At 46.8% G+C, this 21,878-nt stretch carries 20 protein-coding genes; 12 read left to right on the forward strand and 8 right to left on the reverse strand.

Annotated features, from left to right (window positions below; all coding sequences use genetic code 11):
• Window positions 1–3 precede the first annotated feature (3 nt).
• Genes FXO21_RS02640 through FXO21_RS02660 form a run of 5 tightly spaced genes read right to left on the reverse strand, consistent with a single transcriptional unit; the run spans window position 4 to window position 9,847 of the window.
• Window positions 4–1,014, reverse strand: a complete 1,011-nt coding sequence (locus FXO21_RS02640; protein ID WP_149638643.1) for a GntR family transcriptional regulator — start codon at window positions 1,012–1,014, stop codon at window positions 4–6.
• 35 nt (window positions 1,015–1,049) lie between these two features.
• Entirely contained in the window at window positions 1,050–3,806 is a 2,757-nt protein-coding gene (locus FXO21_RS02645) for an alpha-d-galacturonidase (protein WP_149638644.1), read from the reverse strand.
• 10 nt (window positions 3,807–3,816) lie between these two features.
• Window positions 3,817–5,241 (reverse strand): alpha-L-fucosidase, encoded by a 1,425-nt coding sequence (locus FXO21_RS02650; protein ID WP_149638645.1) that lies wholly within the window; start codon window positions 5,239–5,241, stop codon window positions 3,817–3,819.
• 60 nt (window positions 5,242–5,301) lie between these two features.
• Window positions 5,302–6,852, reverse strand: coding sequence for a RagB/SusD family nutrient uptake outer membrane protein (locus FXO21_RS02655; RefSeq protein WP_149638646.1), 1,551 nt, complete (start codon window positions 6,850–6,852; stop codon window positions 5,302–5,304).
• Between the two features lie 19 nt (window positions 6,853–6,871).
• The gene (locus tag FXO21_RS02660; RefSeq protein ID WP_149638647.1) at window positions 6,872–9,847 is read right to left on the reverse strand and encodes a SusC/RagA family TonB-linked outer membrane protein; all 2,976 of its coding nucleotides are present in this window, start codon (window positions 9,845–9,847) and stop codon (window positions 6,872–6,874) included.
• A 304-nt stretch (window positions 9,848–10,151) separates the two neighbouring features.
• Between FXO21_RS02660 and FXO21_RS02665 the strand changes: the two genes are divergently transcribed.
• On the forward strand, window positions 10,152–10,517 hold the full coding sequence (locus FXO21_RS02665; protein ID WP_149638648.1) for a VOC family protein: 366 nt from the start codon (window positions 10,152–10,154) through the stop codon (window positions 10,515–10,517).
• A 128-nt stretch (window positions 10,518–10,645) separates the two neighbouring features.
• On the opposite strand, the gene FXO21_RS02670 is transcribed toward FXO21_RS02665, so the two are convergent.
• The gene (locus FXO21_RS02670; RefSeq protein WP_149638649.1) at window positions 10,646–11,401 is read right to left on the reverse strand and encodes a hypothetical protein; all 756 of its coding nucleotides are present in this window, start codon (window positions 11,399–11,401) and stop codon (window positions 10,646–10,648) included.
• Window positions 11,402–11,778: 377 nt separating this feature from the next.
• Here FXO21_RS02670 and FXO21_RS02675 point away from each other — a divergent pair, with 377 nt between their 5' ends.
• The 7 genes from FXO21_RS02675 to FXO21_RS02705 all read left to right on the forward strand — a co-directional run bounded on the left by FXO21_RS02675 (window position 11,779) and on the right by FXO21_RS02705 (window position 17,169).
• Window positions 11,779–12,378 (forward strand): alpha-ketoglutarate-dependent dioxygenase AlkB family protein, encoded by a 600-nt coding sequence (locus FXO21_RS02675; protein ID WP_149638650.1) that lies wholly within the window; start codon window positions 11,779–11,781, stop codon window positions 12,376–12,378.
• 232 nt (window positions 12,379–12,610) lie between these two features.
• Entirely contained in the window at window positions 12,611–13,384 is a 774-nt protein-coding gene (locus tag FXO21_RS02680; RefSeq protein ID WP_149638651.1) for an NYN domain-containing protein, read from the forward strand.
• Window positions 13,385–13,417: 33 nt separating this feature from the next.
• Window positions 13,418–13,711: a DUF1330 domain-containing protein gene (locus FXO21_RS02685; protein WP_149638652.1), complete on the forward strand. Its 294-nt coding sequence runs from the start codon at window positions 13,418–13,420 to the stop codon at window positions 13,709–13,711.
• 309 nt (window positions 13,712–14,020) lie between these two features.
• Complete coding sequence (locus tag FXO21_RS02690; RefSeq protein ID WP_192579152.1) at window positions 14,021–14,995, forward strand: SIMPL domain-containing protein; 975 nt, start codon at window positions 14,021–14,023, stop codon at window positions 14,993–14,995.
• A 134-nt stretch (window positions 14,996–15,129) separates the two neighbouring features.
• The gene (locus FXO21_RS02695) at window positions 15,130–15,489 is read left to right on the forward strand and encodes an ArsR/SmtB family transcription factor (RefSeq protein ID WP_149638654.1); all 360 of its coding nucleotides are present in this window, start codon (window positions 15,130–15,132) and stop codon (window positions 15,487–15,489) included.
• 1 nt (window position 15,490) lies between these two features.
• Window positions 15,491–16,003, forward strand: coding sequence for an SRPBCC family protein (locus FXO21_RS02700; protein WP_149638655.1), 513 nt, complete (start codon window positions 15,491–15,493; stop codon window positions 16,001–16,003).
• A 281-nt stretch (window positions 16,004–16,284) separates the two neighbouring features.
• On the forward strand, window positions 16,285–17,169 hold the full coding sequence (locus FXO21_RS02705; protein WP_149638656.1) for an alpha/beta hydrolase family esterase: 885 nt from the start codon (window positions 16,285–16,287) through the stop codon (window positions 17,167–17,169).
• Between the two features lie 15 nt (window positions 17,170–17,184).
• On the opposite strand, the gene FXO21_RS02710 is transcribed toward FXO21_RS02705, so the two are convergent.
• On the reverse strand, window positions 17,185–17,556 hold the full coding sequence (locus tag FXO21_RS02710; RefSeq protein WP_149638657.1) for a carboxymuconolactone decarboxylase family protein: 372 nt from the start codon (window positions 17,554–17,556) through the stop codon (window positions 17,185–17,187).
• Between the two features lie 25 nt (window positions 17,557–17,581).
• Window positions 17,582–17,887, reverse strand: coding sequence for a hypothetical protein (locus tag FXO21_RS02715; protein ID WP_149638658.1), 306 nt, complete (start codon window positions 17,885–17,887; stop codon window positions 17,582–17,584).
• A 190-nt stretch (window positions 17,888–18,077) separates the two neighbouring features.
• Between FXO21_RS02715 and FXO21_RS02720 the strand changes: the two genes are divergently transcribed.
• The 4 genes from FXO21_RS02720 (at window position 18,078) to FXO21_RS02735 (ending at window position 21,863) form a co-directional block, all read left to right on the forward strand.
• Window positions 18,078–18,677, forward strand: a complete 600-nt coding sequence (locus FXO21_RS02720; protein ID WP_225865541.1) for a TlpA family protein disulfide reductase — start codon at window positions 18,078–18,080, stop codon at window positions 18,675–18,677.
• A 12-nt stretch (window positions 18,678–18,689) separates the two neighbouring features.
• Window positions 18,690–20,948 carry a response regulator gene (locus FXO21_RS02725; protein ID WP_149638659.1) on the forward strand — a complete coding sequence of 753 codons (2,259 nt, stop codon included), beginning with the start codon at window positions 18,690–18,692 and terminating at the stop codon, window positions 20,946–20,948.
• A gap of 98 nt (window positions 20,949–21,046) precedes the next feature.
• Complete coding sequence (locus FXO21_RS02730) at window positions 21,047–21,373, forward strand: ArsR/SmtB family transcription factor (RefSeq protein WP_149643337.1); 327 nt, start codon at window positions 21,047–21,049, stop codon at window positions 21,371–21,373.
• Window positions 21,363–21,863: an SRPBCC family protein gene (locus FXO21_RS02735; protein WP_149638660.1), complete on the forward strand. Its 501-nt coding sequence runs from the start codon at window positions 21,363–21,365 to the stop codon at window positions 21,861–21,863. Before FXO21_RS02730 ends, FXO21_RS02735 begins: the two co-directional genes overlap by 11 nt.
• Window positions 21,864–21,878 lie beyond the last annotated feature (15 nt).

The following is a 21,878-nucleotide window of genomic DNA, read 5'->3' on the forward strand; positions in this document are numbered from 1 at the left end:
TTATCAGAAAGAGTTTCGGTCGATGAGGCGGCAGGGATTTCTGATGTGATCGTTGCCCCGCCGGACAATCATTTTCGCCATCGACCTCCCCATTTTCTGAAAATCGGTGGAAATCGTGGCGATGCCCTCCCCTATTACGTCCTTAAACGGCGTTTCATTATAGGAAATAATGCCGAAATCCCTGCCCGCCTGCATGCCGTACAAGCGTGCCTGCCGTACCATATCCACCAGATCGTAATCGTCAAAAATGATATACAGCACGCCTTTTTCAGGCTTTTTGCCTTTTGAATGCAAGGTAATCGCATTCGCTAATCCATAGGTTTCACAAAACTTTTGAAAACCACGATCGCTATATGCCGAGTTATAGTATCGCTCGCCAGAAACCATCACGATCTTATCGTATTTCCTCACCTTTTCAATGTAGGAACTCAGTGCATCGAATATGTCTTCCTCAAAATACTGACAAACCGAGGGATACTTTTGACCCCATTCCTGATATCCCATATCCAGAATGTACAGCTTGTCGGAAGGCAGTTTCCGCATCGAAACCTCGACGGCCGGGTCGGCGATGGGCATGATAATGTATTCCGTGTACCTGCCGGCGCTCTTTTCCACCAGCGTATTAAAAACCTCGATATTGTTGTGGTGAAAGTAAATATCCACCGTCCCCTTATCGCCCAGGCTGTCTTTCAGGCTGTTATAGATCTCCTCTTTGTAGGCAGTAAAAATATTGAACAGTACAAAAATATTATGGCGCGATTGCGTGTCCGAGCTGGCGACGAAAAAGCCTTTGTATTTCACCGAAGAAATCACCCCGGTCCTTTTTAAATGTTCAAAAGCCTGCACGACCGTCTTCTGCGCCAGCCCGGTATGCTCGCTTACTTCACCCACGGAGGGGATTTTATCACCAATACTGAGCTGGTTCGTATCGATCGCATGGATCACCGAGTTAATCACCTGCCGGTATTTGGGAACCGGTGAATTGGGGTCCATTTTGATTAAAAAATCCATCATACTTGAACATCGGGTCTACTTTTTCGGGGCTAAATTTATTCAAATAACCAGTCAATATTCCGCGCCCCGCCATCATTTCCCATCGCGGCAGCGTGCGGCTTGATCTCGGTGTTGCCGTCGATAAACCCGAGAACCGTAAAAATCCCTTTTCCAGGCACCAGCGTATGGTTACCGGCGGGAAATGTGTAAGCATGCACATTCATATTCGGCAGGCCCTGGGCAGTAAGCGCCGCAGTAATTTTCGCTTCCGCCTGACCAAAATCGTTTCCACTCGCATCCGTTTCCAGGTTCGGCACAGCGAGATACGGTTTTTCCTTCGACTGGAAATAGCCTACCAGCACTTTCACAGGCGTTTTGGTTGAAAACGAAATTGCAGCCTGCTTTTCCGCCAATTCACCTGCATTCAGCCTCACTGCACGCAGCGCCGAAAGCTCCTCCGCAACAGCCGTGATCTTTGATTCGCGATCTGAAAAAAGCTGCTCTCCTTTCGCCAATGTAAACATTTCGGCATTTTTGTCATTTAACGTCACATCAACCGGCGTCAGTTTTGCAACCAGTTCGTCCGCACTTTTTCCGCTTTCCAGCAATGCCAGGTTCTTTTTAAACTGCTTCAATTCTTCCTCATAAAACGGCAGCAGCTCAACCCACGTTTTATTCTTCCCATCATTTCCACCCACCGGAACGCGCCGCTGCGCAGTTTGCATGCTATTTGCATACAGATAAGTATCCTTTGTCAGAGCTGCCAGCTCTTTGAAATGCGCCACACTTTTTTCCAGATGCGGCACTGCGTTTTTCAAGTCGGTTATATTTTTCGAATGGTTATATTTCAAAACCAGCTCCGCCGCCTGCACTTTTTCCGAGAAAAAATCGGCAAGTGCCCGGTGGCAGTACATATCATTTCTGATCCGCCGGAATTCTTCCTTTTCTTTTTTCACAAACGGCTGAGCGCGGTCGATCGCCTCTACCGAAAGCTTTCCATGCTGCACTACCTCCCTGATAATCTGCTCAGGTGTCTCACCGATGTGCTTCTCACCTTTCACATTTTTCTCAACATATTCGGTCAAAGTCTCGCCCTCCGGACCATCGGAATTATACAGCTCGGGCCACACGCGGTACTTTTTCGGATTCACCAGCTGGCTCATCGTCATACCCAGCGTGAGCGTTTGCCGGTTTCCATTCGTGATCCCAAACCGCCGCAGCAACTTGGGCGTAATTTCTCCCGCCTGCTCGTAAGCTTCCAGTATATCGCCTCCCTGATTTTGGGTACCAAATGTCTTATCCAGCTCGTCAGACCAATATTTCACTTCCTCACTGCGGTCCCTGCGGCAGTTCCATGCATAGCGCGCCCAGGCCTTGTACCACACCCAATCGCGATCTATCTGCAACTGGCGAGGCGTAATATTGTCTGCGGTGTAGGGCCAGTCCCAGTAGGAAGCTTCGGGGTAAATGTGCAGTCCGTTCGCTCCGTGGATGTCGTGCATGGCCTGCACACTTTTTTGGATAAAATCGGCCGATCCATAACGGAAAGGTTCCAGGTTCGCCAGAATATGCACATTTTCAATATGAATAGAACCCAGCTCGCTCATTTCCCGGTGCATTTTCGCCCACGGCCCGCGCGGCTGGTAGGTTGTCAAAGCCTCGCCGTTGTACTTGTTCATGGTGTACAAACTTTTGTAAATAGGCAATGAAGCCTTCATCACCATTTGCGGGTTGGTATCGTGGCCTCTCAGCACAATTGGCGGCTGTATATCTGTTTTCAATGCAGCCAGCCCGTCTTTTACACCCGGGATAATCGTTTTCGTAAACCATTCCACGTCCGTGTCATCACCCTCCATCGCCTCGCCCAATGTGATCAGCAGACCTACATTCGGATATTTCTCAACAAATGCCGCGATCGATTTCCGGGTATAATCCGAGATCAGCGGCGTGATAGGACGTTTCCTGTCCTGCGTTTTGATATTGTGTTTTTCGGCAAATGGTTTTGAAACAATGATATTGTAAAACATCTGGATCACCCAGATCCCCCGCTTGTCCGCTTCTTTGGTAAGGAAGCTAAATATTTCTTCGTTTTTCCTGAATGTCTCCTCATCTACTTCCAGCGCGTAAGGATAATCTTTCAGCTTTACCAATGAGGCAAAAGGATGTCCATTCCACAGATACAGCGAATTCATCCGGTTATCCACCAGCATATCCAGGTACTTGATCCACAATGCTTTATCATATAGCCACGGGAAATTTTCGGGTGTATAAGGGTACTCGTATACCGTCCTGCCCGGCAGGTAAACCGGCTTTTGAATACCGATACAAGCGCCGCGCATCACCATTTCGGGCTGGTCTTTTACAGCCAACTGCCCGGGCAATTTTCCCGTCTGCTTAATTCTTTCTGCCAAATCCAGACAGCCGTATAGCGCGCCGGAAGCGTCGGCGCCGGCGATCACTGTTTGGTTTCCATTTGTATTTAAAATATACCCTTCCTTACCAGGCCTCGAAGCGCCTGGTTTTGCCAGGATTTTTTGAATATCCGGCTGATCCAATAGCCCAATGAAAAGCTGCTTTCCGGTAGCTTTTTTAACCGATTTTCCAGAACTTACTTCATAACCTGCCGCAGTTAATGCTTGTTTCAGGCGGCTTACTCCGAAATCAATCCTAGCGTTTTTTTCTCCTGCCAAAACAATCCCGATCGTCTCTTTCGCAGCTGCATCGGATTTTGCACAAACCGTTTGATGCAAACCCAGACTCAAAAAAACCGCCAGCAGGCACAGGTAACCTTTCCTTAATTCAATCACTTTCATATTCAGCAGGTTATTCGGTTTCAATTTTAAAAACATAAGCAATGTCAGAAGGTACGCGTGTTTTGGCGGGAACCGTCAGTTTCAATCCGCCGGCAGAAACCTGGCTTTCGCATTTCACCAGATTTTTCAACCCCAGCAAATTCACACTTTTCAGTTTCCCCGGCAGCGATTTTGCATTCAATTCTGCGAGTGTAACAGCTGTGCCCGCTTCCGGCCATTCGAGGAAGATCGCGTAGATCGTTTTGCCTTTTTGAGTGTAAAAAACCTGCTGCTTTCCAGCCGTGGTTTCTCCAAATACCGAAAACGGCCGCGTTTCGTACAGCGACTCGCCGAAGGACCACATCCAGCGGCCGACTTTGTACACTACTTCTTTCTGTTCCTCAGGAAAAGTCCCGTCGGCGCGCGGCGACAGGTTCAAAAGCATTTGCCCATTCTTGCTCACCACCTCCACCAGCGTATGGATAATTTCCTTCGCCGGGCGGATTTCCATACCGTCGGTATAGCCCCATGAATACGATAGCCCGGTACCGATCGAGTAATCGCAAAGCCAGGGTTTTGCGATGATTTTGTCGGGGTTGGAGTTTTCGTGATCTTCCATGCCCACGCCCGCAGGCAGGTCTTCACCTTTATAGGTCACGATCACATCCTGCTTCCGCTTGTCGGCTTCGTTGAAATAGTGCGCGAGGTATTTTTGAATGTTCTGGGTCGGAACCTGTTCCAGCCAGGCGTCGTGGTAGATCACATCCGGGTGATATTTATCGATCAGCTCCGTGCATTTGTCCATCCACATTTTTTCCCACTCCGCCTTATTCATCGTGGAACCGTACAATTTGGCATATTTCGGGTCACTCCCTGCCCAACCGGGCTTCATTTTGACATTGGTGTAATTAAGTTCGTGGTGGAGAGAGGTAAAAAACTTCATCCCGCGCTTCCTGATCGACTTTTCCAATTCTCCCACTACATCGCGTTTGGGCCCCATATCCTTCGCATTAAACGGGGTAAGGTCGCTGTCCCACATCGCAAATCCATCGTGGTGCTCAGCCACCGGCCCTGCGAAGCGCGCGCCACCTTTTACAAAAAGATCCGCCCATTCTTCGGCATCGAACTTTTCGCCTTTGAACATCGGGATAAAATCGTGGTAGTCAAACTTTTCCAGCGGTCCGTAAAGCGCCAGGTGTCGCTTGTAAGTCCCCAGCTTTGAATAGTCCGGGCTGTCGTTGTGCATGTGCTGAATGTAATGCTCATTGTTGTAAGCAGGCACCGCATACACACCCCAGTGACAGTAAATCCCGAATTTCGCATCGCGCATCCATTCCGGCACTTCCTGGTGCTTTTCCAGAGATTGCCAGTTTGCCTGGTATGCCTGCTGCGCAAATGCTTTTGAGGTTAATAACAATAATGTAAAAAGGAGTGTGATTCTCGAAAAATAATGCATTGGATTTCAATTGGTTGTGTAAAAAGCCAGGCGGCATTAACGCCGCCTGACGAATTTTTATTACTGATTATCAGGATTTTGAACAAGTGCCGGATTTGAATCCAGATCGAAAACAGGGATCTTCCAAAGGAACTTGCTGGTAGGCGTATAAAGCAGATCGGTATATAGAAATGTCTTGTTTTTGACACCGTAAGCAATCTCTTCCTGCACTGCTTTGCCGATGCGATTGGTGCGGATACCATCATAGTAAACCTGACCTTCGCCGATAAATTCCCAGCACCTTTCCTTGTAAACAGCCTCGCTAAACTGCGCCTTCGACAAGCCGGTCAAGGCCGGCAATTTCGCCCGCGTTCTCACCTTATTTAACGCCTCAAGAGCAGCCGGCGTCGGTCCGCTGAGTTCGTTGACAGCCTCGGCGTAATTGAGCAATACCTCCGCGTAGCGCATAGCATACACATTCGCGCCCGGCAGTCCGAGTGAAGCGGATTCGCCGCTGCGGTCGAAATATTTGAGATTACCAGGCCCGGCAGAAGGCCAGCCTTTGGCGCCCGGATAGTTGCCCTGATCGGATTCCAGCCACGTGATCGTGCTGCCATTGACCAGCTTCACTTCTGTCAGGAAAGTAGCCGCTTTGCGCGCATCGAGCGCTGAAAACGAGTTATAAGCGGTAAAGGAAGGCCCGTGCCGGTGAAACATATACGAGCCCAGACTGGCGTCGGTGATATTGATCCCGCCATTGATATGCAGCTGGTTATCCTCGCCATTTTTATTCCCGAATTGAATTTCAAATATCGATTCCTGCCCATTTTTCGCTTTCACATTCCACCAGTACCACAGGTTTTTGAACTCCGGTTCCAGGTTATATTCCTTCGAATTCATTACCATTTCGGAATACTTCCGGCTTTCTTCAAAAAACGCAGGCGTGTTCGTCAGGGTTGCGCGGTACAGATATGCCTTTCCAAGAAACGACAATGCCGCCCCCTTGCTCGCACGCCACAACTCACTGCCCAGCGCCGATTTTTCAGGCAGGTTATCCGCTGCATATTTCAGGTCTTCGAGCAGGTAATTGAAGGTTTCCTCGCTCGTTTTTCTCGGAATTTCAAGTCCCTCCAATCCTTCCGTAAAGGTTTCAGGAATGGCCGCGCCGCCGTAAAGCCGTACGAGATTGAAATAGGTAAGCCCGCGGATAAAGCGCGCTTCGGCGAACATCCGGTTTTTTAAAGCTTCGTCCATTTCAATATCCTTTCCCCGGCCCAGCACCACATTGGCCGCATTGATGATCTCATAGCTGCCTCTCCACTTCGAAATGGAGGTACTCGCATTATTCACATCGGCCCACACATTGTACAAATGCGGATTATCCTTCGTCCGCGCCGGTGCACCGAGTTCAGACATGGATTCCAGGATCATAAAATAGTTGATCGAACCTCTTCCGTAATGGTTTTGATAAGATGCATAAACGCCCGTCAATGCTTTATTCAGGTCTTCTGCATTGCGGTAAAAGCTTTGCGGCGAAACGAACGTGTAAGGTTTTTCAGTCAGATCCGAGCAGCCCGAAAAGGCGAGCGTTAATAAAATCAGGGACGTATATTTTGAAAGTATCGTTTTCATATCTGTTTGATTTTTTCGGTTAAAAATTGGCGTTCAGTCCAAAGATCAGCGCCTTCGCCAGCGGGAAGTCGTAATTTCCGTTCTCTGGATTGTATCCCCGGAAATTGGTGAAGCTTATGTAGTTCTGCGCATTGGCGTATACATTGATCCCCGAAAACCATTTCGTTTTGAACAGAGAAGGATTCAATGCATAATTCAGGCGGATGTTTTTGACCATAAAATAATTACGTCCCCCGTTCGTGCGGTCAGAAAGATAAACCTCCTTCGCGCCTGCTTTGGGAAAAGTACCGCCCGGATTTTCAGGGCTCCACATCCGGTCGTAGGCATATTTGGAAGGAATGTAGTTTCGGTTCTGGATCTGATTTTCGCCGTAAAGCAGGTAATCCGTGCTCGTGGAAGCGATATTCGTCGCGCCTTGTCCGAGGATATCCAGCCTGAAACTTTTCCACTCTACATTCGTCGTAATGCCATAATAAAAGTTGGGCTGCTGCGTGCCGATCATTTTATAATCGTCCTCATTAATGCTCTTGTCGCCGTTTTTGTTGACATACATTTCAGCACCAATCTCCGCAAAAGGCTGGTAAGCTTTCACCGCCTCCACTTCTCCCTGCGTTTTGATAATTCCGGCCGACTCGCGCGCCCAGACGCCGTTAACCGGTTGCCCGACGATCAGAAACTGGGCAACACCCTGGTTGTCAGCCAGCCGGATACGATTTACGTCTCCATACAATGCCACCACCTCGTTTTTGTTCTTCGTCACATTTCCGCCCAGGCTCCATTTCACCGGACCTTCCAGAATCCGTGCATTCATGGTAATTTCAAGACCTCGGTTCTCTACTTCGCCGATATTCTGCAACATGCTTGTAAAGCCCGAAGTCGTCGGGATCGGCACGTTGTAAAGCAGGTTGGTGGTATTCCGTTTGTAATAATCCACCGAAATATCCAGCCGGTCGTTCCAGAGACCAATGTCAATTCCTGCGTCGTATTGTGTGGTTTTCTCCCATTTCAGGTTCGGGTTTCCAAGTCCTTCGAGGAAGCCGAGCATCAGCTCATTGTTATAAATGTAATTGATCGCGTTCAGGCTCGGGAGCGACATATAGTTGCCGATTTCCTGGTTACCCGTCTGTCCGTAACTGGCGCGGAGTTTCAGGTTTGAGATCGATTTTACATTTTTCAAGAAACCTTCTTCAATCACCTTCCAGCCCAATCCGATCGAAGGGAAAAAGCCCCATTTATTATTTGTTCCAAAACGCGAAGACCCGTCATACCTGCCCGTCGCTGTCAGTAAGTACCTGTCTTTGAACGCATACGAAGCACGACCGGTCCAGGAAATGAGCTTACTGGAATATTTGTTGGACTTCGGTAAATCGAGGTTTTTGGCTATTGAAATATTGTCAATCCCTGTGAGGTCTGTCGGGAAACCGCTGCCGGAAACCGAAAGATCGGTATACTGATATTCCTGATACGAATAGACCCCGTTTACGCTCAGATTATGCTGGTTCCAGGTATTCTGATAGGTCAATACGTTCTCATTGATCAGCGTTTGCGCCTGCGTGTGGAGCTGGCTTCCGATCCCGCCCGAGTTACGGCCTGCACTGTGTTTCGATGTGGCGTAGTAAAAATTGCGCGAGCCCGACACGTCTGCGCCTGCATTGGTGCGGAAACTCAAATGCGGTGTGATCTTGAATTCGGCGTAAATATCTCCCAGAATCCTGTTGGTAGTAGTTTGATCGGTTTTTTCGTTGGCATCAGCCACAGGATTCCAGCGACCTTCTACAAATGCCGCATGCTGCGGGTCGTCGGCAGCGAAGTAAAAACTGCCGTCTGCATTTCTGACAGGCATTGTGGGCCAGCCAAACCGGAAAATGTTAGTCGGCGCACCCGGATTTATGTCCTGCACCGAGCGGTTCAATTGCAAATGAGTGCCTACGCTCAGCCATTTTGTGAATTTATGGTCCAGATTTGTCCGAATTGAATACCTTTTAAAACCCGCGTCGTGAAGCAATCCGTCCTGCGAAAAAAGGCCTGCCGACAGCAGATAACGCGTATCCGCATTGCCTCCGTCGAATGTCAGCGTATAATCCTGGATAGGCGCGCGGCCTTTGATGATCGCTTTCTGCCAGTCGGTATCGTGCGCCGGGGCGGGTTTCGCTTCGGAATAAACCGGCTTGCCGGTCTGGTTTAAATAGGCTGCATTGATGAAATTCACAAACTCATCCCGGTTGATCATTTTCACAAGTCTAGCCGGCGATTGAATGCCGTAGTAAGACGAAAATGAAAAGTTCTTCTTCCCTACTGCCCCTTTCTTGGTAGTCACCATGATCACCCCGTTCGCGCCGCGCGAGCCATAAATCGCCGCCGAAGATGCATCTTTCAGGATCTCAACCGACTCAATATCATTGGAATTGATATCATTCATATTCCCATTGACGAGCGGAAAACCGTCGAGCACAATGAGCGGGTTATTGCTCGCATTGATCGAACCTACGCCGCGAATCCGGATTACCGGCTGCGCACCGGGCTGATTATCAGTAGAAACCGACACCCCGGCGGCCCGCCCCTGCAAAGCCTGGGTTACATTTGGCGCGGCTACGGCTTTCAGTTCCGCCGGCTTCACCTGACTGATCGCGCCGGTTAGGTCACTCTTCTTTTTGGTACCGTAACCCACCACTACCACCTCTTCAAGAGACTTGTTGTCAATTTCGAGCACCACGTCCAGCCGGGTCTGGTTACCAGCCTGAACTTCCTTCGAAGCGTACCCTATATAACTGAATACCAGCACAGGTTCACTTGCATTGGCCTGCACGGAATAAAGTCCCGCTGCGTCTGTAGACGTTCCGATCTGTGTGCCTTTCACGACTACACTCACCCCTACCAGCACCTCGCCGGTCGAGCCGGTCACTTTCCCCGAGATTTCCTGCGCGTAGCTTTCGCCCACGCTAAAAAACACCACAACCAAAAAGGTCGGTACCAGCCATTTTGTAATGAATTCCATAAGCGCCCGATGTTTAGATGAATAGCTTCATTGCCTAGCAGATTTCGGGAACTACCAAAAATCTAACTATTTATCAGCATAAGCCTATTCGTCTCAATCTATACTACACTATGGGATAATAAATTTTCATTTTTTTTCGATTAGCTACTTTTTCTTTTCTTATTTAATCAGTTTCGATGATTTACAAAAAAAACACTTCATTTATCTCAGAGCGGATATCCCTGAAATTTTCCTAAAAATCCAGGGCGAAAGGCATAGTCCCAACTCAGGTCGGGATATTTGTTTACATTAACGAAAAAAAACGATGAACCACAGCGCACTGTCAATCAGGCCCTTTATCGGAGCAAAGGATTTTGAAGTATCCAGAAGCTTTTACCGTGATCTCGGCTTTGAGGAAACCGTATTGAAAGACAACTTTTCGGTCTTCAAATTCAACCAGCTAGCCTTTTATTTACAGGATTATTATATAAAGGACTGGATAGATAACAGCATGATCTTCGTGGAAGTGGACGATGTGGACCGTTATTTCAACGATTTGCTGACGCTCGACCTGCCGGGAAAATACGAAGGCGTGCGGTTAACGCCAATCCGGACGGATTACTGGGGCAGAGAGTGCTTCCTGCATGATCCGTCCGGTATTCTGTGGCATTTCGGTCAATTCAATAAATAGGTATCAGATCGAATTGTCAAAAAGATTCGTGGAAATCAACCTGGCGGGAAATTTAATAAGCAAAATGTCCCGCCAGGATCTTTGGCCGGTATATTCACGTCGGTGCTGTCTGCAAGCTCGCGAAGGACTTACTCAGCGTCTTCTTCTTCGGGGTCCGGGATGATGGCAGCCTGGTAACTGTCGGCATATTTGATTTCTTCCAGCCAGTAAGCAGAGCTGACAATATCGTAGGTTACTGAGTTTTCGTCCCGCGAGACGGTTTCCAGCTTCCACAAAATGTCTTTTGCCTCTTCAAACTTCCCGCCTTCCAGCTGATCTGTGAAAAGGCGGCGGATCAGGCTTCGGTCGGACATTCCTTCTGCCAGTATCCTGACGATCGCAGGCGCGGCATTTTCATCCAGCGCTGAGATATCGCCGGTGATACTGATCTGAAAATGAACAGCTTCACCACGCGGAAATTTCCCATTGTAAGCCTGGTAAAGCAGCTGTGTCGCACGGAATAAATCGGGGTGCAGGGACAGCTCAGGATATTCCTCCCATAGTTTTTCTGTCAATATTTCGTGTGAAAGGTTCTCGATCTGGCCTTCTGTCAGCCGACCGTCAATCACATAATCGAGAACAATTTTCGCTGCTTCTTCGGGCTCGAAATCTGTGAGCGACATCATGCACATCTCTTTCAGTTCCCCATCCTTGATTTCCTGTGGATTATCGTAATCCATACTGTTCAGCAGATTTACATAGTCAGTTCCCGACCACGCATCTGGTAATTCCTGTATCTGCTCAAATGATAAAACCTTTACTTCAATTTGGCTCATGCTTTCGTTTGTAATGCGCAGTGGCTCCTGCGCGTAGCTTTTGATAATGATCCTGGCTAGTAAAAGCATGCCACCCAGTTTTGCAGCGTGCTACTAAAGCAAAAATAATTGCAAACAGCGACTTGCAGCAAGCTTTCTACAAATAGAAAAATTACCGGTAACAACCTAAAATATTCAGCAACCATAAATGCACTACCGCGGCAACCAGCAACATATATAAGTATCTGAATATAAAAACGTTAATACTTTAATGATATTTAAAATATCACATTATTGATTATAATAATATCAATTTACTTGCATTAATGAAACCTTTTTTCGAAGTTTGAGACCAACAAAATCATTTCTACACACCAGAAGAAAGCACTGTGACAGCAAATCAAAAACCATCACTTTTTAAAGAAATCAGGAAGAAGTAGTTAAAACAAAAAAGCGGGTACGGGGAGATGGAACAATTCAAATTATTCAACGATAGGGAGCATCTTTCGCTTCCGAAACATTTAATGGATTACGTGCCTGATTTTTTTGATAAAAAGGCAAGTGACTTGTATCTGAAAACATTCGTCCTCACTACCCCCTGGCAGCAAACCAAAGTGGTGATGTATGAAAAAGAAGTACTGACGCCGCGGCTTTCTGCCTGGTTTGGTGATCGTCCGATGGTAAAAGGCGACCGCAGACCGCCTATTGCGTGGACAGAAGAATTATGGCAGATTAAAACGAAAGTGGAGGACTACACCGGAATGATTTTCAATGGTGTGTTGCTCAACTATTACCGCAACGAAAAGGATTCTGTCGCCTGGCATAGCGACAAGGATACCATTTCCGGCATGAAAACAGAAATCGCTTCCGTGAGCTTCGGGCAGGCTCGAAATTTTGATTTCCGGAATAAGAAAGACCACCGCCAGCAATATTCGCTCCAACTGCAGAATGGTTCATTGCTGCTCATGAAAGGCGATTTACAAAGGTTTTGGGAACACCGCGTCGCAAAATCGACCAAACCGATGAACGCACGGATCAATCTGACCTTCCGGAAAATCCTGCATTAATGTCCGTCGATGTCGCATCCTACAAATATTACGTCGCGATGCGACTTGGTGTCTTTTTGGATTTTGGTGCATTTGGAATATATAAGTTGTGTGCTGGTGATCCAGCTGTATGAAACAGATAACCAATAGCTAACAGCCAACAGCTAAAAGCCGACAGCCAAAATCCAACACCCGTCCCAGTTGCTGCCTGCTGTAATATTATGTAAGTTGGAATCTGAAACGATCCTGACTTATGAGTGAAACCAAATTTAACATAGCCGTATTGATCGATGGGGACAATGCGCAGGCCAAATTGATGAAGGAAACTCTGGAAGAGGTTTCCAAATATGGGAAGGCAACTATTCGACGCATTTACGGTGACTGGACTACGCAATACATGAACAGCTGGAAGGAAATCGTGAACCAGCATTCAATAAGTCCGATCCAGAAATTTTCCTATACAACAGGCAAAAACTCAACCGACAGCTCGCTCATCATTGATGCAATGGACATTCTGCACAGCAAAAGCGTAGAAGGGTTTTGCATTGTTTCCAGCGACAGCGATTATACCGGACTGGCGAAAAGGATCCGGGAAGAAGGACTTTTTGTGATGGGAATCGGGCGGAAAAATACACCGATCGCATTCGTGAATTCCTGCGAGATATTCACATTCAGCGAAAACCTCGTGGCTGAACTTGAAACGACTGCAGAAGAACCCGAGCCGCTGAAAGTGGATGTTACCCCGAGGGAAATCATAAAAAAAGAGCCGAAAAAGCAGGAGACCAAACGCAGATACCCGAAGATCGATATGAACATCATTGATAAGGCATTTGAAATTTCCGCTAATGAGGAAGAAGAAGCATTCATTTCTAAAATAGGCACCTCGCTCCGTAAAATCGACCCCAGTTTTGACTCCAGAACGTATGGCTTCAAGACATTGACCTCACTTTTCAAGAGCCTGGATAAATATAAAATCGTCAAAAATGACGTAAATGGCCTGAACCATCCGCTGGTAAAGCTGAAATAACAGAAGATAAATTTTACTGATAACCGATTGGCCATGATTCACATCACGCAATTCGTTTACGTCCGCGAAGGAAAGGAGGACATTTTTCATGCGTTTGAAGCGCAGGTTTTACCCCTCCTCCAACGCCATGGTGGCAAACTTCTGATGCGGATCAGGCCGGACCCTACGGATTTCATTGCCGGCGAACTCGATCCTCCTTACGAAATCCACCTCGTGCGCTTCGAAGATGAAGCCGGATTGCAGGCTTACGGCAACGACGAAGAGCGGCAAAAGTTGCTCAGCATGAAGGACGAATCGGTAAGGAGCGTGATCATGGTGAAAGGGTAAACAATGCCAAGCAATCCGCAAAAGAATGCCTGGCTTCGTTTCAACTCAACTAAAGACTCTGGCTAAGCTACTATTAACGCATGTAACACTGAACGTAACATGCCTACTGGATTTTCATATCACATCTCTGCATCTGCATGCATCTGTATTTTGCCGCGTACAATCACATCCAAACTCATTGTACAAAAGCAAAAGCTAATAATTCGCGATAATATACATCCTGATAAAAGTTAGTCACCGAAGAATAATCGCATTGCTATACTTTGTGCCGGGCTTTTGATTTTCATATTCAACTAATCAGTTATGAGTATGAAAAAATACATGGTTGCAGCTGCCCTCATTTTGCCTTGTAGTATTCTAAAAATCAATGCGCAGGTTTCCGGGAGTGCTAATCCCGAAATGGGAAATGCGCAATACAGTGCAGCAAAATCAAACCCTGCCTCGGCTGCCCGTTTTTCGGGAGACAATTCAAATGATAGTACGGTCACAGTTTCTGTAAAAGGATTATTGAACCTGATACCAGACACTTACGTGGCTACTTTTAACATTTTGCAAACTGCCGAAACGGCGGAAATGACCGAGCAGTTGATGCGGGACCGGATCAATAAATTCAAAGCAAAGCTTGCTGGCTCGGGTGTTGATGTCAAAGATATGCACGTCGACATGATCTCGTTTGTTCCCAAATACGACATCCAAACTGAAAACAGGCTGTTCAGCAAAACGTATAATGAGATTCCGGCTGGTTTTGAAATGCAGAAGAATTTGAACATTCGCTACCACAAAGCGGAACAGCTGGATGATTTCGTCACGCTCGCCGCGCAGGCGGAGATTTATGATCTGGTGAAAGTGGATTGCTTCCATTCAAACATGGAGACCTTCAAGGACAGCCTGCGAGCCAGGTGCCTTGCTGAACTGAAAGGCAAGCTAAAATCGTACGAAGCATTGAATCTGAAACTCGACACGCTTCGGAAAACGATCGGGGAAGAGTTCAACACCATTTCACCTGCTTCGCGTTATTACAGCTACCAGGCTTTTTCGCGAGCTTCAACCAAAGCATTCAGGAAAAACGGATCGCAAAACAATGTAAATGAGACAGAAAAGACTATATCGCGATATTATATGCCCCTGGCTTTGGAAAGTTTCGATATGACAATAAATCCGGTGATCCTTGAACCAGTGATCCAGCTTACGTTACAAGTTTCCGTAAAATATCATTTAAGATCTTTGAGTCGATATTATCTGATCACACCTGTCGGGGAGAGTAAGAAGTTGATACTGAAATAGATTAACTTCCTTTGCGACAAGTTTCTGCACCGTCTGTCTTTTGTTTGATTTAATATCTCAAAATGATTTTCCACAAATTACTTGTGTAAGTAAATACTTACGCGTACTATTGTGTAAGCAAATACTTACACGTTATGTCAATCGAAGCGAGAAGGGACGTTTTTCAGGCTATTTCAGACCCTACCAGGCGGCAGATTATTAATCTGATCGCGAAGAAATCCATGAACCTGAATGCGATTGCCGATAATTTTGAAATCAGCAGGCCGGCTATTTCCCAACATATTAAGATCCTTACCGAATGCGGAATGGTGGTGGTGAGACAGGAAGGGCGCGAGCGGTTTTGTGAGGCAAAACTGGATAGCTTGAAGGAGGTTTCGAATTGGGTAGATCAATACAAACAGTTCTGGAACCAGCAATTCGATTCGCTGGAAAGCTACCTGGGCAAAATTCAGGCAAATAACCAATCCAATAACAATCAATCAAACGACAAATAAGATGGAAGAGCAAACAGAAAAAAAAGCAGGTTTAAAAATCGTGCGCGAGTTCAAAGCACCTAAGACATTGGTTTTCGACGCATTTGCATCACCGGATGCGTTCGCACAATGGTGGGGACCGGCTGGCAGTCGGCTTACCGTAGAAAGTTTCGATTTCAAGCCCGGCGGCAAAACGCACTACAAAATGGATGGTAATGGCCACGTGATGTGGGGGTTATTTCAATACAAAAATATCCAGCGCGCCGACCTTCTCGAATTCATCAACTCTTTTGCCGACGCAGATGGAAACATCATCACGTCGCCCTTCCCTATGGATTTCCCGTTAGAGGTTTTAAATAAAATTACGCTGGAAGAAAACGAAGGAATCACAACCCTGACGATCCAGGGGCGCCCTATCAACGCAACTCCTGCCCAGGAGGACACTTACTTTTCAATCATGGACAGCATGCAGCAGGGCTTCGGCGGTACGTTTGATCAGCTGGAAGCTTATTTGGAAAAAAGCCAGGCGCAGTAATCCAAAACCGGGTTAGCTTAACAGTTCAGGATTTGAGAAATTCTTTTGAAATCGGGTTATTTTCGATAAAGATTTTCTTTTCCTGAGCTTGTTATAACAACAATGCACCAGTCTTATTTGGGATTTGTCCCCTATGACCTTCGAGTTTTATGGCTGGAAAGTGAGTTTGTATTCGACATGGTCAGGAAAGAAAAAGCAGGGTAAGGAAAAAACTGAATGCGTTTTTAGCTAATTTGAAACCGTTTCATTCCGCGCTGTTTGCGCAGTTATCCTTTAAGTAAATGATCAAGCCACTTTACTCCTGCCTCTGGTTCGCATTTTTCTCACTTTCTTTTTTTGTTTCAAAAGCCCAGCTAATCTCTGATTCCCTGCTCATTGAAGGCAGGCAACGCGTTTTTGTTTACGATAAATCTGTAAAAACAAAACCTGGCGCCAGTCTGGTTTTTGTCATGCATGGTTCGGGAGGTGAGCCGAGGGGGCTTGTGCCAAAAGCGGCTAAGTTACAGGCGCGGGCAGAAGCTGAAAATGTAGTACTGGTGTATCCCGCGGGCTATAAGAGGTATTGGAATGAATGCCGCAAGGCCTCTACTGCTCTTGCAAATACAGAGAATGTGAACGAAGAGGCCTTCTTCTCGGCTATGATCGATTATTTCTCTAAACTGTATAAGATCAACAAAGCAAATGTGTTTGCGACAGGTTTTTCGGGCGGCGGGCATATGTCGTACAAGCTGGCGCTGACTATGCCGGGCAAAATCAAAGCGATCTCCGCGATCGTTGCCAATATGCCTACCGAAGAAAATATGGATTGCACACCCATGCATGTACCCTTGCCCGTGATGATCACCAATGGTACTGCGGATGAAACGAATCCTTACAATGGTGGTGAAGTCAAAACGTCGGGAGTAACGTTGGGCACTGTACGTCCCACGGAAGAGTCCTTTCAATATTGGGCAAAACTCGATGGATACAGCGGCCCACCAGCGAAATCAATGTTCCCCGACGCGAATCCCAACAACAATATTACCGTCGAAAAATACACTTACGCTCAAAAAGGAAAACCGGAAGTGACGCTGTTAAAAGTGGTGAACGGAAAGCACGAATTTGTAACGGACTTCGACATGTTCGAAGAATCCTGGGCGTTTTTCAAGCGGCAGATCAAGAAGTGATGTAATGCATCCTTCTCAATAAACCACCCCGCTTTTGTCCTCTCCGCCCGCCTTGCTTTCTTCTTCGAACATCCGCATGGCCATTAACCCATTCCCAACTGCACCGCCTGCGCGGATTGCGGCGGCGATGAATACCGTTTCGCCGATCTCCTCTTTGGTCGCACCGGCCTGCGCGGCCTTTTTAATGTGAGATTCAATGCAATAAGAGCATTGAGTCGTAAGTGCAACCGCCACCGACATCAGCTCCCTGTACTTGACCGGGATCACTCCGTCTGCCCGCTCTGCGGTATGTTTCAGATTAAAGAATGCAGCCGCCTCCTTGCGGGCGGCATTCACCAGACTATCTACATATTCACGGTCCTTCGGAGTTTGAAATTCAGTCGCCATAAGATTTGACAAGATTGTTCTTAAATCAAAGTTCGGGGCTGGGAATTTTACTGTTTTTTAGCAGTATATCTGTCCCCGGGGCAGCAATAGAATCCTGTAGCTCGGGAATGCGCAGACCTGAATCGGGTGACATTTCCTGATCCGGAACCACGTAGATCTGATCCTCCGGGTAATTGGGCAACAATTTCGGGGTTACTTCATACTCAACAGGTACTTCAAACTCGCAGATCACTGTTTCAGGATCGGATCGCAGCGAAACAACGTAATGCACCCCAAGAAGTGCTGTAAAGAAACACACTACTACCAGGGTAATCTTTGCCATTTTCTTCATAAAAGCAGAATTATTAATATATAATAAAATTATATATTATAGGCGTTATTCCAAAAGATCAGACCATATTTTTAATCAATTAAATGGTGAAAACTGAGGGTATAAAAATAGTCCGGATTCATTATTTTCGAGTAAATTTGACATTAAGGATAACATAGTTAATCAACATGACCACAGAAACTTCTACCCGATGATTAGAATAGCCCTGGTAACCGCCTGGCTCTCATTTTTGCTATCCATGGTCGGAGCGTTGTTCTGGTATCATGATTGGGTATATCAACTTCCCACGCCGGTACCCCGAGATTACGTGCCCGTAGCAACGGGGACGAAAATCAATCTGGACCAAAAGCTGCCAAATCACGACGGGAAGCCTGTCTTACTGCATTTCTATAATCCGGATTGTCCTTGCTCGCGGTTTAATAAAAGCCACTTTCAATCGCTTGTCCGCTCTTTCAGCGGCGACGTAAGGTTTATGGTAGTGGTACTTTCTGACAAAAAATTCACTGTCGACGACATTCAGGACAAGATCGGTCTGGACATTCCGGTCAGTTTCGACCAGTCGCTCGCCACCCAATGCGGCGTGTATTCAACGCCTCAGGCTGCACTGATTGACACAGATCATAGGTTATATTATCGCGGCAATTACAACGCCAGCCGCTACTGTACGGACGAACAAACTGCTTTCGCAAAAATTGCCCTGGAAGGTCTTCTCCAAAATGAGTCGTTGCCAATCCTGGACAGGAAGGCACTTACGTCCTACGGATGCACCATGCCGGTCTGCAAAAATTAAAACCCCAATAAAATGATATTGGAAACAAGAGACGCTTCGCCCAACCAGCCGGTTGGTAATTTTCTTTCCGGGATCAAAGAGCGATCCGACCATCTGATGAATTTGTTCCTGCCCGGTTATTTCCTGATCGGCCTGATTCTGGCGGCATTTTATGACACCTGGTTTATCGCTGTTGGCGTGGGCGGAACATTACTCATTGCTTACTATTCCATCAAGTTCGCCCTGCCGAATTCCGACCTCTACCAATACGTTCTGAGTACGGCCCTGGGGATTTTTATGGCGCAGTTCATTTATCAGATGCATGGGCTGTTCGAAATGCACTTTTTTGCATTCATAGGCAGTGCCGTGCTGATCACCTATCAGAAATGGAAACTGCAGGTTCCTATTATGGTTGTAGTGCTGGTACATCATGCCGTTTTCGGGTATCTGCAAAACACCGGTCTCACTGAAATTTATTTTACCAGGCTCTCTTATTTCGACCTGCTGACCTTCACGATCCATATTCTGCTCGCAGCAGCGATCTTCTTTATTTGCGGACTATGGTCCTACATGCTGAACAAATTTTATAAAATGCATATTGACCAGACCATGCAGATGGCTGAGCTGCAAAAAGAAGTACAACTTTCACTGGTGCGTAAACAGAATGAAGAAATTCAGAAAAGAGCAAACGACCGCCTTCGCCAAAGTAATGCAGAATTAGAAAAAGCACGTCAGGAAGCCGATAAAGCCAACCAGGCGAAAAGTGTTTTCCTCGCTACGATGAGCCACGAAATACGCACACCGATGAACGGCGTAATCGGAATGGCGGCCCTGCTGCAGGAAACGAAACTGTCGGAAGAACAGCGCATGTTTACTGAAACAATCGCTACCTGCGGAGAAACGCTTATCAACGTGATCAACGATATTCTTGATTTTTCAAAGATCGAATCCGGCAACCTTGAACTTGAAAACGAGGACTTCAACCTGCGGCAAAATATTGAGGACGTACTGGATATTTTTGGAGGAAAAGCCGCCAAACTCGGCCTTGACCTTGTATACCAGATTGATGAACATATTCCAGCGCAGGTAGTCGGTGACCAGCTTCGGCTGCGGCAGATCCTGATCAATCTGATAGGTAATGCGATGAAATTTACCGAACAGGGCGAGGTTTGCGTTTTTGTAACCCAGGAAAAAACAGGCGCCGACGGCAGCCTGCAATTGCGGTTTGATGTGCGCGACACAGGAATAGGCATTTCCAAAGACAAAATGAACCGGCTTTTTAAAGCATTTTCACAAGTCGATTCTTCAACCACCCGCAAATACGGCGGTTCCGGGCTGGGACTCGCTATTTCTGAAAAACTTGTAAAGTTAATGGGGGGCGAAATCATGGTGACCAGCGAAATTGACAAGGGATCCACATTCTCATTTACTTTCAAAACCACGGAGGGCACCAGGGAACTCCCGTCTTACACTGACCACGATATGGACGAGCATCGGGGTAAAAAGGTACTTTTGGTAGATGACAATGCGACCAACCTGGCCATACTGAAACGCCAGATGCAGAACTGGAAACTGGAACCGATGCTTGCAGCCTCCGGCGCTGAGGCACTGGAAATACTATTCAGTAACCAGGAAATCGATCTGGTGATCACCGATATGCAGATGCCGGCCATGGATGGCGTTACGCTGGGAGCAAATATCCGTCGTTATACGCCCGAAACACCTATTATCCTGCTTAGTTCTATTGGGGAAGAATTAAAAGACAAGCACCGGCAGCTATTCTCTTCCGTGCTCTCGAAGCCAATCCGTCAGCACATTCTGAGCACCCACATCATGAATGCGTTGCAGAAAAAATTCCTTCAGAAAACGGAACACGCGACGCAAAACAAGCTTTCAACTGAATTCTCGAAACGCTATCCGCTGGAAATGCTGGTGGCGGAAGACAACAAGATCAATCAGCACGTGATTGTCCGGATCCTGCAAAAGCTGGGCTACGAACCCGACATCGCCAAAGACGGACAGGAAGCTTTGCAAGCATCCAATCACAAAAACTATGATCTCATTCTGATGGATATGCAAATGCCGGTCATGGACGGAATCGAAGCGACGCACCTGATACGCAAAACTCTTGTACATCAGCCAGTTATAGTCGCTCTGACTGCCAATGCACTGGAAGGGACACAGCAGCAATGCCTGGACGCCGGTATGGACGATTACCTCAGCAAGCCAATCAAATTGGAGGAGCTGATGTCTAAAATCAGAAAATGGGCACGTGAGAGTGTGAAAAGCTGACTTGAAATTTTCCCGACATTTTTTTTTCAGAAAAATTTGCGCAACTATAAAGTTGCGCCTATATTTGCAACCATAACATTGCACTTATGCCTAAAGAAATCAGGAGAGACGTATTTCAAGCCATCGCAGACCCTACAAGGAGAGCTATCCTAAGTTTAATCGCATTACAGGCTATGACACCCAATGCATTGGCTGAGCATTTTGATACCAGCAGACAGGCGGTTTCAAAACATATTAAAATATTGACCGAATGCCAGCTCGTAACCCAACAACTTTCTGGCAGGGAAATTTTGTATCATTTTAACGCAAAGCAAATGAAGGAGGTAGATCAGTGGCTGCAACAATTCAAAAAGCTTTGGGAAGATCGTTTTAGTCAGCTAGACCAGGTATTACTTAACTTAAAACCAGACGATTATGAAAAGTAATGTTTTGATGAATTTCAGTATCGACAAGGAAAACAAGAAGATTAAAGTAGAAAGGGAATTTGATGCGCCGGTGGCCAGGGTGTGGCCTGCCTGGACTGAAAAAGAACTGCTTGACCAATGGTGGGCGCCCAAACCCTGGAAAGCCAGGACCAAAACAATGGATTTCAGAGAAGGAGGGCACTGGTTATATGCAATGGTAGGTCCCGAAGGTGAAGAACATTGGGCTCGTGCGGATTACCAAAAAATCTCACCGCTCCGGTCATTTACAGCCAAAGACGCATTTTCCGATGCCGATGGAAATGTAAATGAATCTATGCCGGTCTCAACCTGGGAGAATACATTCAAGGAAGAATCGAGCAAGACACTTGTCTTTGTTGATATCACATTTGATAACGTGTCCGATATGGAACAACAGCTGGAAATGGGCTTCAAAGAAGGTTTCGAAATGGGGCTGTCCAACCTGGATGAGTTACTGGCTGCACAGAAGTAATACCTTCTGTAATGA

The sequence above is a fragment of the Dyadobacter sp. UC 10 genome, from assembly GCF_008369915.1.
GTDB lineage: Bacteria > Bacteroidota > Bacteroidia > Cytophagales > Spirosomataceae > Dyadobacter.